11 protein-coding genes are annotated in these 12436 nt (G+C 65.8%); 3 read left to right on the forward strand and 8 right to left on the reverse strand.

Features of this window, described 5'->3' with window-relative positions; genetic code table 11:
• Positions 1–643 (forward strand): MmyB family transcriptional regulator (locus K7711_RS09130; RefSeq protein WP_222966916.1); only part of this gene is annotated, 643 nt, incomplete at its 5' end.
• 56 nt (positions 644–699) lie between these two features.
• Here K7711_RS09130 and K7711_RS09135 read toward each other — a convergent pair.
• The 4 genes from K7711_RS09135 to K7711_RS09150 all read right to left on the reverse strand — a co-directional run bounded on the left by K7711_RS09135 (position 700) and on the right by K7711_RS09150 (position 5701).
• Positions 700–1587, reverse strand: a complete 888-nt coding sequence (locus K7711_RS09135; protein ID WP_222966917.1) for a hypothetical protein — start codon at positions 1585–1587, stop codon at positions 700–702.
• 13 nt (positions 1588–1600) lie between these two features.
• Positions 1601–2359: an SDR family NAD(P)-dependent oxidoreductase gene (locus tag K7711_RS09140; protein ID WP_222966918.1), complete on the reverse strand. Its 759-nt coding sequence runs from the start codon at positions 2357–2359 to the stop codon at positions 1601–1603.
• Positions 2360–2602: 243 nt separating this feature from the next.
• Positions 2603–3313 carry a metal-dependent hydrolase gene (locus K7711_RS09145; RefSeq protein ID WP_222966920.1) on the reverse strand — a complete coding sequence of 237 codons (711 nt, stop codon included), beginning with the start codon at positions 3311–3313 and terminating at the stop codon, positions 2603–2605.
• A gap of 102 nt (positions 3314–3415) precedes the next feature.
• Complete coding sequence (locus tag K7711_RS09150; RefSeq protein ID WP_222966921.1) at positions 3416–5701, reverse strand: serine/threonine-protein kinase; 2286 nt, start codon at positions 5699–5701, stop codon at positions 3416–3418.
• A 188-nt stretch (positions 5702–5889) separates the two neighbouring features.
• On the opposite strand from K7711_RS09150, the gene K7711_RS09155 reads away from it, so the two are divergent.
• Positions 5890–6630, forward strand: a complete 741-nt coding sequence (locus tag K7711_RS09155; RefSeq protein WP_222966923.1) for an SCO6745 family protein — start codon at positions 5890–5892, stop codon at positions 6628–6630.
• 89 nt (positions 6631–6719) lie between these two features.
• Here the strand turns inward: K7711_RS09155 and K7711_RS09160 are convergent, their stop codons facing one another.
• The 4 genes from K7711_RS09160 to K7711_RS09175 form a co-directional block, all read right to left on the reverse strand.
• Complete coding sequence (locus K7711_RS09160; protein ID WP_222966925.1) at positions 6720–7694, reverse strand: LLM class F420-dependent oxidoreductase; 975 nt, start codon at positions 7692–7694, stop codon at positions 6720–6722.
• A 160-nt stretch (positions 7695–7854) separates the two neighbouring features.
• Complete coding sequence (locus K7711_RS09165) at positions 7855–8715, reverse strand: MHYT domain-containing protein (RefSeq protein ID WP_308014595.1); 861 nt, start codon at positions 8713–8715, stop codon at positions 7855–7857.
• Positions 8716–8791: 76 nt separating this feature from the next.
• Positions 8792–10477 (reverse strand): hydrogenase maturation protein, encoded by a 1686-nt coding sequence (locus K7711_RS09170; RefSeq protein WP_308014596.1) that lies wholly within the window; start codon positions 10475–10477, stop codon positions 8792–8794.
• A gap of 453 nt (positions 10478–10930) precedes the next feature.
• Complete coding sequence (locus tag K7711_RS09175) at positions 10931–11542, reverse strand: TetR/AcrR family transcriptional regulator (protein ID WP_222966927.1); 612 nt, start codon at positions 11540–11542, stop codon at positions 10931–10933.
• Between the two features lie 112 nt (positions 11543–11654).
• Here K7711_RS09175 and K7711_RS09180 point away from each other — a divergent pair, with 112 nt between their 5' ends.
• A complete protein-coding gene (locus K7711_RS09180) occupies positions 11655–12434 on the forward strand; it encodes an alpha/beta fold hydrolase (protein WP_222966929.1) in 780 nt (259 codons plus the stop codon).
• Positions 12435–12436 lie beyond the last annotated feature (2 nt).

The raw sequence follows: 12436 nt of genomic DNA on the forward strand, positions 1-12436 counted from the left end.
GGATACGAATCCGAGTCCGGCCGTATTGGATGCGTTGGCTGGGGCGTTGCGGCTCGACGAGGACGAGCGGATGCATCTGGACGACCTGGCTCGCGCGGTGGCGGTGCGGCGGGCGGCTCCTGAGCCGGCGCGGCAGGCGCCGCGGCCGGGGTTGGTGCAACTGCTCGAGTCGGTGCGGCCGACGCCGGGGTTGATTCTGGATCAGCCGAGCAACGTGCTCGCGGCGAATCCGGAGGCGTTGCGATTGCTCGACGGGTTGACGGATTTCGCTGCGGCGGAACGGAATCTGGTGCGGTACGTGTTCACCCATCCCGCGGCGCGGTGGGTCTTCGAGGACTGGGACGCGATGACGCGCGACTGCGTGGCACATCTGCGCACAGTGCAGGGGCGCGAACCGGATTCCCCGGCACTGCACGCGGTGGTGCACGGATTATGTTCCGAGAGTGCGGAATTCGCGGACCTGTGGGCGCACTACGACGTGCGCACCAAACGCGGTGCGACGCGGACGTTCCGGCATCGCGGGGTGGGGCGATTCGCCTTGACCTCGGAGATCGTCACCGCGCCGGACGGGCAGCGCTTCGTGGTGTTCCAGGCCGCGCCGGGCAGCCCGGACCACGATGCGATGACGCTGTTGGGGATATGAGCACGGAAGCACACGAACTACTCCCGACTGGTGGGCCGGAGCAAATCTATTCCGATCTATTCCGGCATGGGTGCCGCCATGTACATGAGTCTGTCGAATACTCGCCGCATTCTCAGGAGGTCGGGCTCATGCATTGTAACTTCTCCGCGAGTGCCGCCGCCGCTGGAGAATATGTCCTCGAGACCGACTCTCCCGTTGAAGTCCAGAATGCCCTCTCGGATATCCCGAAGCAGGGCGGGATCTTCTTTCTCCAGTGTAGTGCGATTCACGATATATCCGTTCACTCCTGGATTCCTTCCAGCCAGATGCTGCTGTATCGGGTACAGTTGAGTGAACTTCGGGAGCGTGGCTGGATCAATCACGAATATTCGGTCGATCTTGACGCCTCTGGCGCCCGCCTCGATATTCTTTGCAAGGAAGTTTCGCTCGAGCTGTGAGTCGTTCCATTCGATCTCGGATGACAGGGATGCCGCACGAACCCAATCGCCCTCTTTGAGGTTGTCGAACTGCTTGAAAATCCAGTCGTAGTAGTCTGAGGACTGTAGGGTGCTGGAGCGCTTTTCGACCGCAAGTCGCCGCAACTGTTGTTCGGCATCGCTGATGATCTGTTCATTGACGAATCGAAATTCTTCTTCAGTTATGCTGATATATATTTGCATCAACGCCTGTATTTCCTGAACATTGGCGTTCGTTTGCAGGTCGATTATCTCGGACATCTTCCTGACCGGAGTCAACGAGGACTCGATGAACGACTGTATGGAGCGCCGGAGAATCGTCAGGAGAAGGCCGAGAATTGCAACGGTCAGGGCGAGTTGTGTGCCAGCCCTGCTGTGCTCGAAGAAGAGGTAATTGGCACCTTCGGTCACAAGGGCGATAAATGCGCCGATTAGACCCTCTAGATACTGTAATTTAATCTCAGGGTTTCTGGATCTCAGGGCGGCCATACTCTGCTACTCACTACGGTTGAACTTTGCGTGTCTCTTCGAATTCGAACTTCGAGACTGTGTCGACACCGGTGTAGCCGCCATCCACTGTGATCACGGATCCACTGACGAACGAGGCGTCCTCGCCGAGCAAGAAAGCGACGACACTTGCCACCTCCTCCGGCCTGCCCAAACGTCCCAGCGGTGTAATCTGGCGGGAACGTTCGAATACCTCGTCGGTATCCATTACCCCTCCTATCCAGCCTGGAGCAACCGCATTTACCCGAACAGAATCCGGGCCGAAGTTGTTGGCGAGGGTTTTCACCAAATTATGAACAGCCGCTTTGCTGGCCGCATATGCGGATGCTCCGAACGAGCCGGTAAAAGCTTCGGTGCTTGTGATGATGACTATGGATGACTCTCGATTCAGCTTCCTGCGAAGCCTGCCGATGAGAAGGTGGGGAGCTGTGAGATTTACCCGAAGACTCTTCTCCCAGAGTTTGGAATCGAACTCATCCGGACTTTCCATATTGAAGTACATTTCAGCATAGATGATTCCGTCGATATTTTCGGAAACTGAGGAGGTGAAATCTTCGATCTGACTCATATCTGAATGGTCGATCTCGAATATGTCAAGCGATCCGGGATATACGGCCGCCAGTTTTTTGGCATTCTCGATATCGCCCGGGTCAACGGTAGCCAAAACGGTTGCGCCCGCATCGAGAAGACGTGTGGCGGTAGCTTCGCCGATGCCCGGCTTCGCGGCTCCAGCGATCAGATACTTCTTGTTCAAGGTAACCCTCCTCAACCGTGTCCCGCACGGCTGCGATTCGTTCCAGATGCGCTGAATTATGTTGTATTGCAGGATGTTCGGTAACGTCCGCGCGAGAGTGAGAGCTAATGCTCATCCATCGTATCAGCGGGTGTCGTGGCAGACGCCGGGTTATGGAATTGGTGCAGGAGAGTGGCTTCGATGGCAGCTCTCGTGGTGTTCCAGGCCGCGCCGGGCAGCCCGGACCACGATGCGATGACGCTGCTAGGGATGATGGACGATGGTGTACCACAGCAGCGCGCAGGTGCCGACGACGAAAAGCGGTGACAGAATCCAGGTTTCGACCTTGTTGCCGGTGCGTTCGACGAGGGGGACGCGGGTGCGGAGTTTGAACGGCCAGAACAGGCGGCAGCCTCGGTCGGTCAGGCAGTCTCCGGCGAGGTGGGCCAGGGAGCCCAGGCCGACCGCGAACGGGAGCCAGCTCGGTTTGTCCGAGATCCACTGGTCCATCGCGAACGTCCCGGCCGCGGCCAGGATGACGATCGTGCCGTAGGAGCGGACTCCGTCGCCGGGCGGGCACAGGTTCAGCGCGCGGACCGCGAGGGCGAGCAGGAAGAACACCAGGGCGAGGGTGAACCAGCGGTGCAGCCAGTGCTCACCGGCCCAGGTTCCGGCGGTGACGGCGATGACGAAGGCGAACGAGTGGGTGGCGTGCCGGTGTCCGCCGGAGACCTCGGAGATCACCTTGCACGCCGCATGCGAGACCGGGCCGAGCACATGGGAAATGGTGCCGCTGGGATGATCGGCGTCGGGCAGCAGTGCCGCGCCCGCGGTGAGGAACGTGCCCATCACCAGATCGACGGTGCCGATATGTCCGGCCTGGACAGCCGGGAAGGTCAGAATCGAAAGCGGCAGCGCGGCAGCGGCTCCGGCCCACGCGAGAGCGCCGCTGGTCGCATGTGAATGTCCTAGCACCGCCTCGAGAGTAGCCGATCTTGATCATCGGGTTGCCAACGACCGTGGGCGAGCGCGGTTTCGAGGCCGGGTGCCACCGAATCGACAGCGGCCCAGGCCAGGTCAGGCGCGCTGATGGAGGTGCGGATCCACGATGCGGTGCAGTGCGTTGAGATCGGCGTCGAGTGCGTAGAACGTGCGCAGGGCGATAGCGAAGGCGAAAAGCCCACCGACGCACAATCCTACGATCGGCCCGATCACGGACTGTTGCTGTTCGGGGTTCAGGAAGACCAGTCCGGCGGGCACGCCGATCAGTGGCACCGAGGCCGCGACGCCGAGGTAGATGCGGCTGCGTCGCACCAGGCGGCGCAGCCGTTCGGCCTCGGCGGGGCTGGTGTGCCCGGCGGCCACGAGTCCCGGGTAGTACCAGCGCAATACGAAGAAGGTGACCGGAAAGTACGTGTACACCACCGCAACCGCGGCCGCCACGGTGTGTGAGGCGATCAGGTCGGTGAGCAGGCCGAGCGGTATCGGTCCGAAGCCGTACAGCCTGATCAGGAGCACCACTCCTGCGGCGAGCCACCCGATGAAGGCCACCACCGCGATCCGGTCGCCGCAGGCCAGCGTGTCCGCGCGTGCCTTGGCGAGGGTGGCCTCGTCGAACCGGCGGCCGCGGCGCAAACCGTCGGGCACCAGGAACACCTGACGACACCAATACAGCAGCCCGGCGATACCCAGCGGATAGGCGATAACCGCGACGATCGTTCCGAGCCGGGTCATGGTGTCGGCGGCAGCGGCGCCGAATTGTCCTTCGACGAGGCGAATGTTGTGCGCGCCCATATACAGTCCGGCGAGCAACTGGCCGAAGATGCTGGAGAGGGTGACCACCGGCATCGGCCGCATGCGCAACCGCGCCCGCAGGCTGTTGGTGGGCGGGTCGACCAGATCGCGGGCGGTGCGGTCCTGGCTCAGTTCGAGCTGATGCGCCAGTTCCGCACCGGTGGCGTAGCGGTCCGCGGGATCGGGCGCCAGGCAGGTCAGCAGCGCGTGCCGCAGGACCGCGGGGGTGTCCGGCGGCAGCTGATCCCGGTATCGCGGATCGATCCGGATGTTGCGTCGGTCGATCATCGCCTGCAACGACTGCGCGGATTCCCCGCAACCGAGTTCGTCGTCGAAAGGGATTGTGCCGGTGAGCAATTCCCACAGCACGACGCCCAGCGCATACAGGTCGCTGCGGGTGTCCAGCTCCGCGGCCGAGGCGGCCAGACCCGGATGGATCGCCGAGAGCTGCTCGGGGGACATATAGGGAAGGGAGCCGCCGAAGTAGGCGACCGGGCTCGCGCCGGGCAGGTGGCGGCTGAAGCTGATGTTGAAGTCCGCGAGTTTGGGCTGACCGTCGGCGGTGAGCAGGACGTTGGCGGGTTTGATGTCGCGGTGCAGAACGCCGCGCCGATTGGCGTAGTCCAGGGCGGTGGCCAGGCGCGAGCCGATCCGCGCGACGGTCTCGGGCCAGCTGAGCTGTTCGAGTTCGGCACGGGCGGGGGAGTTCTGCGGTTCGAGGATGCCGCCGGTGGTGGTCGCGGCGTCGACGGCCTCCAGTAGGAGTGCGCCGCCGCGCCGATCGGGTGGGGTACGACGCAGCATGCGCAGCACACCCAGCAGGGTGCCGCCGGGCACGTACTGCATGTACATCAGTTTGAGGTGCTGGTCGGTGATCTGGCGCTGGTCGAATACGCGCACGATGTGGTCGTGGTCGAGTTGGGCGAGGGTCTGCGGTTCGGCGCCGCGATCGTGTGAGATCTTCACCGCGACCATGCGACCCAAAGAGCGTTGGCGGGCAAGGAAAACGCGGGCGAACGCACCCTGGCCCAGGGGCAGCAGCAGATCGAAATCGTCGACGGTGGCGCCCGGATTGATGGTGTCCAGCGCGTCCAGGGCGGTGGGGTCGGCCAGGACCGTACTGCGCGGATTGCCTCGATCGGGTGCGTCCCCGGGCAGGGTCCCGACGCCGGAATCGGCTGTGATGCGGGCCATCTGGGTGGGGTAGTCCTGCTCGTACTCGGCCAGATCGACCTCGTGCCGGCGGCTGCGCGCGGTGATCTCCTCGTAGATGAGGTCGGGAGGCAGTGGCGCGGAAGACAATTCGGGGAAACGCTTGCGGTAGTCGGCCAGGCGCAGGGCGTCGTCGGTACGCCGCCAACGTTCGTGCAGATCCACCTTGATCAGTTCGATGAGCGCCGAGCGGCGCAGTCCGGGATCCGCGGGGAGGTGGGCGGACAGATCGGGCGGGGAATCCGCGCCGCGCCACTGGGCCGAGAAATGCGCCACGAGGGTCGTCAACGCGGTCTGCGTCGCGGCTGCGCGGTCGGCACCGGGGTCGGGTGCGGTCGCGCCGAGGTGATATTCCAACGTCGCTCGCTTCGAATGGTGTTTTACCCGGGCCCGGCCCCGAGGATATTCGATCCCTCGCGTTGCTTATCGGAGGTTGGGTGACACCGTTACCGGGAATCGGGGTTTCCGGCCACCGGTCTGGCATTAGTAAACGATAGTGAGATACGCTCCAGGACACGATGTTCGACGACAGAAGGGGACGAGCTGTGTCCACAGCCGCCGCGGTCAAGGTGCAGATTCAGGCGATCGGAGCGGGATTCATGTTCTCCCGTGAGTCCAAGGCGTTCGGCGCCGCGGTCGGGGCCACGACATTTCTCGGGCCCTACACCCGCGGGCGCGGCGGGGTGCTCGGCGATGTCGACGCCGACGTGGTGATCTCCGCCTTCGGCTTCTTCCCGGCCGAGGCGATCCGCCCGGCCTGGGAGTCACTGGATCTGCCCGCCGAGAAGGCCGCGGCCGGTTATCTGGGCGTGTGCCAGGACTTCGGGCGGCGCAAGCTCGGCGGGTTCGACGGCGCCGGGCGGCTGGCCGAACTGCTGGCTCCGGTGGCCGCGGCCGCCGATCCGGCCGGTGTGGCACTGTTCGCGGGCTGGCGGGCACTGCCGCTCGCGGCCGACGACCCGGCGCGGGCGATGCAGCTGATCCAGGTGCTGCGCGAGCTGCGCGGCGGGCTGCACCTGCTGGCCGTGCGGGCCCACGGGCTGACCCCGAAGCAGGCGGTGCTGATCGGCGGGTCGCCGGCCAAGAGCGGCGTCGATCAAGCGCGCTCGTTCGGCTGGCCCGAGCCGTACGAGGAGATCACCCCCGAGTTGCGGCAGCGGTGGGACGCGGCCGAGGCGACGACCGACGAGTTGATCGCCCCGGCGTTCGCGGTCCTGGACGAAGCTCAGGTCGTGGAACTGGCCGAACTGCTCACGACCGCATACGGTTTGGTCTACAGCCGCTGAATCCGGTTGTCGGCGCGGCCTTTCCGTGCATCGGAAGGTGATTGCCCGCGACGAGCAATCACCTTCCGACGCAGGATATTCCGGCCGGATCAGCGCAGCGCCGGGATGACCTCGCGCTCGAACAGCTCGATGCCGGAGGTGTCGTACGCGGCCTCGGGGAAGTTCAGGATCGCGTAACCCAGGCCCAGATCGCGCAGGGCGCTGAGCTTCTCGGTGATCTCATCGGGCGTGCCGTGGGTGACGACGTTGTCGATCCACTTGGTGGCCGCCTCCTCGCCCAGGACCGGCGCCAGGCGCGTGCGCAGCGCGGTGAGACGATCTTCGATCTCGGCTTCGGTCGCGCCGGTCACCACGGTGGTGTTGGCGCTGCGCACGATCGCGTCGAAATCGGTGCCGACCTCGGCGCAATGGCCGCGCAGCAGTTCGGATTTGCGGGCGAAATCCTCACCGCTGAAGTTGGTGTACTGCGCGTACTTCGCGGCGATCCGCAGCGTCACCTTCTCGCCGCCACCGGCGATCCAGAGCGGAATTCCGCCCTCCTGCAACGGCTGCGGCTGCACGATCGCGCCATCGACCTGATAGTGCTTACCATCCAGCGTGGCCTCGCCGGTGCTCCACGCCTGCCGGAAGATCTGCACGCCCTCGTCCAGGCGGGCCAGCCGCTCACCGGCGGTGGGGAAGCCGTATCCGTATGCGCGCCATTCCTGTTCGTACCATCCCGCGCCGATGCCCATCTCGACCCGGCCGCCGGAGATGATGTCCACCGTCGCCGCGACCTTCGCCAGATATGCCGGATTGCGGTAGCTCATCGCGGTACACATCTGACCGAGGCGGATGCGCTCGGTGCTCGCCGCGAACGCGGACATCAGCGTCCACGCCTCATGGGTCGCCTCGCTGGTCGGCACCGGCACGGTGTGGAAGTGGTCGAACACCCACAGCGACTCCCAGTCGTCGTTGGCGTCGGCCCGGCGGGCCAGATCACGCATCACCGTCCACTGTGCCGCGGGATCGATGCCTACCAGATCGAGCCGCCAGCCCTGGGGGATGAAGATGCCGAAGCGCACGGTTTACTCCTTCGCGTCCGTGGGGCCCGGGATGGGCCCCGGCCGCGGCGGGTCGCGCCGCAGCACCGCAGTCCACTGTCGTGGGTCGATGCCGGGTCGGCAACTTCTCCGGCCGGTCCCCGGTCCGACGCAGGCGATGCGGCCGGACCGGGACACCCGGTCAGTCGTCGCTCGGTGCGGCCCGCGGCCAGGACCGGCCGCTGCTGGGCAGGGCGGCCGGATCCGTGGTCAGCACTCGGGGATTGGCCGAGGACGACATCGAGGCGACGGCCGCCTCGGCCTCGGCGGTGCCGCGCTCGTCCAGTTCGGCGACGCCGACCAGCACGATCAGCATCATGGTCACCAGGGTGACGGTCATGATCAGCGGAGTGAGCAACTGCACCGGGTCCACGCCGCCGCCGTTCATCACCATGTCGTGACCGGTGGGGTGGTCCGCGGACATCGAAGCCATTCCGGTGTAGTGCATTCCGCACACCGCCAGACCCATGATCATGGCCGCGCCGAACGTGGCCGCCAGACCCTGCACGTGCAGCATGAACCACAGCGCCGCGGTCGCCGCGACGACGGCGATGACCACCGACAACGCCACGACCGAGAGGCTGTAGTGCATCTCGACGTCCGACTGCATCGCGAACATGCCCATGTAGTGCATGCCCGCCACACCGAGACCGGTGACGGCCCCGCCGATCGGCAGCGCGAACACCTCACGCCGCCAACGCACGACCAGCGACAGCCCGACCCAAACCACCACGATCGCGACGACCGCGCTGAGCAGCGTCAGCGGCAGGTTGTAGCGGATGCTCGCGCCGTGGATGGCGAAGCCGAGCATGGCGGTGAAATGCATGACCCAGATCCCGGCGCCGCCGAGCGAGATCGCCGCGGCCACCAGCCAGCCGCCGGGGCGTTTCGATTCACGGGCGTGGAAGGCGCACCGCAGTCCGAGCACCGAGCCGATGACGGACATGACGTACGCCAAGACCGGGGTCACCCAGCCGTAGCTGAAGTAGTCGAGTTCTAGCACGTGACACTTCCAAACTTCCTGAACAAGCGATCTCGAGGACCCTAGTTCAACTGGTCGGGTATGTGAAGCTGATCGTTTACCCGAGTAGGTACGCCGGTGTGACCATCGGGCGGACGTTGTACACGAAGTTCTGCCGCAACTCGTGGTAGGACTCGTCGGGGGCGAAGAAATTGCGGTGCATCTGTGTCAACTCCTCTTCCCGGTATGCGGCAAGAGGTTTGACGGCCTCGTCGGACGCGCGACGCTGCTTCTTGGCCAGCAGGCGTTCGGCCAGTTCCGGCGCGGCGGCCAGGGCGGCGGCCTCCTGCCGGGCCCAGGTCCAGAAGTCGTCGGTGCTGCCGGGGACCGCGTAGTCGGCCAGGCCCAGGGTCACCGCCTCGCGTGCGCCGACCGGCAGGGGAGTGCTGGTGAGCCGGGCGGCCTCGGCCGCACCGACCCGCCGCGGCAGCGAATAGGTCCAGTACTCCGAGCCGTACAGCCCCATCAGCCGGTAGTGCGGGTTCAGCACCACCGCTTCGCGGCACCACACCTCGTCGGCGGCCAGGGCCAGCATCACCCCGCCGGCCGCGGCGTTGCCGGTCATCGCGGAGATGACCAGCTTGTCGGTCGTGGTCAGGATGGCCTCGACCAGATCGTCCATGGCGGTGATGTTGCGCCAGGACTCCTGCGCCGGATCGGCGGCGGCCTCGATGACGTTGAGGTGGATGCCGTTGGAGAAGAAATCCCGGGCCGCGCCGAGCACCAGCACGTCCACTGGGCGGTGGCAGGCCTGCCGGTAGGCGTCGAGCAACCGGCGGCACTGCCGGGTGTCCATCGCGCCACCGGCGTAAGCGAATTCGAGGTAGCCGACACCGGCCTCCTCGCGGTACCGCAGTTCGGACCAGGTGTCGCGTTCGGCGGCCTCGGCCGGGGTGACGGGCGCCTCGGGGACGTCGGTCAGTTCGGCGGCCAGCACATCGGCGGCGGGGCGTTTGAAGGTGGCCGGGCCGCCGGGGACGCGGCGCGGGCGCAGCTGCGGAATCCAGATCGCGCCGTCCACGGTCGCGCGGCAGATCGCCCCGTCGCGGGTGGCGATGATCGTGCCGGGCACGCCGCGCAGCCGGTCCTCGTTGTGGCCGCCGTGGATGAAGTACTCGCGGCCGAACAGCACGTCCACCACTCCGGGCTGGGAGTCGGCGGCGCGCAGCTTGCGCAGGATCGCCGCGGTGCTCTCGGTGGACCAGTCGATCCGGCGGAACTCCTGAGTGTGGTACGGGCGCAACTGTCCTCGCACGTCGGGGCGCGAATAGTCCAGCGGCTCGGGTTCGTGGTCACCGGCGAAACGCTCCACCGCCAGCAGCACCGCGCGCACCGCGGCATCGGCGGCCTCGTTCCGGTACAGCTCACTCTTGCCGCAGTCCGCGACGGGGAACGAAACGCTGGCCCAGATCGGGCCCGCGTCCATCTCGGCGACGGCCTGCAGGACGGTCACACCCCACTCGTCGGCGCCCTCGGAGATCGCCCAGTCCAGCGAGGACGGGCCGCGGTCGCCCATCGGTCCAGGGTGCACGATCAAGACCGGGTACCGGGTCCAGACGTCCTTCGGGATCGCGGTGGTGAGCATCGGGGCCAGGATCAGGTCGGGCCGGAAGGCCTCAACGCGCGCTCGCAGCAGATCGTCGCCGAGGGCCAGCTCGACCCCGATGTGATGTCTCTCCCGCAGCTCGGTGTGAACGCGCTGGGTAAGACTGTTGAATGCGCTGGCGACCAGCAGGATGCGCACGGTGCTCCTCCATCGGGAATGTCTCGGGAACCGCACCACGACCGGGTGTTGGTTCAGTCCGAAACTAGCCAAGTGAGGGCCCGGACGCATCTTTGCGAATGCCATGCGGCATCCGATACGACTGTAGGCCGCCGAGTTGAGTTGTGTTGGCCGACAAGATATCCGAAGGCGAGCCTTACCGCATTCCGGACATCGGCTATCAGGGGGCTATCGGCAGCGGCGGAGTGGGGTCGTTCGAATCGCATAGTGGAGCGGCGATCTCGTGAACGGTCTGCAGGGTCGGTCGAGGGATTGGCATCCTGCCAGCAAGCGCATTCGGGTGTCGGTGCGCCGGAATGTGTATCCGATGTCCAGAGGTGTGGACATCCGCGGGTGAACAGTCGTCCGCCCGCGCAAGCTACTCGCGTGTAAACCCCCGTGAACAGGGTCTTTGGTCCTCGAATCGACTGCGCCTCAAGATAATCGAGTCGCCATCACGCTGCGAGCAGTAGATACTACGCTAGCGATCGCCTCTTCGGAAGACATTCCGTATAGATCGGTGAGTGTGAAGAATGCCTCTGCACTCATCACCACGGCGAGGTCCTGACGCATTTGTGTCAGCGTCTCAGGAGTGAGGTCCGTCAGGGGTTCCAAGGCGGCCTCGATGAGTCCGAGACGGTAGGCGGGCCGCAGGATTTCGGCCGGACGCACGATGGCCGCGGCCATGGTCGCGCGCACCGCCGGTGCATGGGTGTGCACGTGCCGCAGGAGGTAATCCGTCGCGTGGGCGACCCGCTCGATCGGATCGGTGAGGTGTGCGACCGGGGCCATGATCTGCGCTGCGCCCGGCCATGATTCGTGCATCGCCTCGCGCAGCAGGGTGGGCAGGTCGGGGAAGTAGCGGTAGGCGGTGGCCTCGGAGACGCGCGCGGTCCGGGCGACCTCGGGCATGGTCACCTCGTCGCCCGCGTCGATGAGGGTGCGCGCCGAGTCCAGGATCGCGCGTCGGGTGCGCTCCTTCTGGTTCGTGCGTCCGCCGCGGGTCGCGGTCGATGCGGATTCGGCCTGTCGGGCCACGTCGCTCACCTCCGTAGTCGATCGATATCAAGAGCTTACTCTCTTCGTGAGAGTGGACTTGCATGATGGCCGGGGTGGGTCTACTTTGATGAGAGTTCACTCTCACGAACAAGGAGTCATCATGGCCGCGTATGACATTCAGGTTCCCGGTATCGGATCGGTACCTGTCACTGTGACCGAAACCGGTTCGGGCCCAGTCCATCTGCTGCTGCACGGCGGGGCAGGTCCGCAGTCGGTGCAGGAGTTCGCCGAGCGCTACGCACAGGCGCGGTCGGTGCGGGTGCTGACTCCGGTGCACCCCGGCTTCGGCGGTACGCCCCGGCCCGAGGCCGTCGCGTCGATCGCCGACCTGGCCAGGGTCTACCGCGCGCTGCTCGACGAACTCGAGCTCGACCAGGTGACCGTGATCGGCAATTCGATCGGCGGCTGGATCACCGCGGAGATGGCCGCACAGGGCAGCGACCGGATCGCCGCCGCGGTCCTGGTCTGCGCGGTCGGTGTCGAGGTCCCCGGGGTGACGCCCGTCGACTTCTTCGGCCTGCAACTCGACGAGATCGCCGATTACAGCTACTACCGCCCCGACGCCTTCCGGATCGATCCATCCACCTTCAGCCCGCAGCAGCTCGAGGCGATGGCGGCGAACCGTGTCACGCTGCAGGTCTACGGCGGCGAGCGGATGACCGATCCGTCGCTGACCGAACGACTGTCCGGGGTGAAGGCGCCGGTCCTGGTGATCAGCGGTGAGAGCGACCGGATCGCGCCGCCGGAGGTCGGCCGGGCCTTCGCCGCCGCCATCCCCGGCGCGCGATACGAACTGCTGCGCGAGACCGGGCACCTGCCGCAGCTGGAAACCCCCGATCAGCTCGTGACGGCCATCGCGGCCTTCGTCGCCGGAAAGTAGGC

The sequence above is a fragment of the Nocardia coffeae genome, assembly GCF_019890715.1.
In the GTDB taxonomy this organism is placed as follows: domain Bacteria; phylum Actinomycetota; class Actinomycetes; order Mycobacteriales; family Mycobacteriaceae; genus Nocardia; species Nocardia jiangxiensis.

What these genes read in the sequence shown, in the direction of transcription:
- K7711_RS09180 (WP_222966929.1), top strand. Translation starts at nt 11,655, where the DNA reads ATGGCCGCGTATGACATTCAGGTTCCCGGTATCGGATCGGTACCTGTC.
- K7711_RS09135 (WP_222966917.1), bottom strand. Translation starts at nt 1,587, where the DNA reads ATGGCCGCCCTGAGATCCAGAAACCCTGAGATTAAATTACAGTATCTA.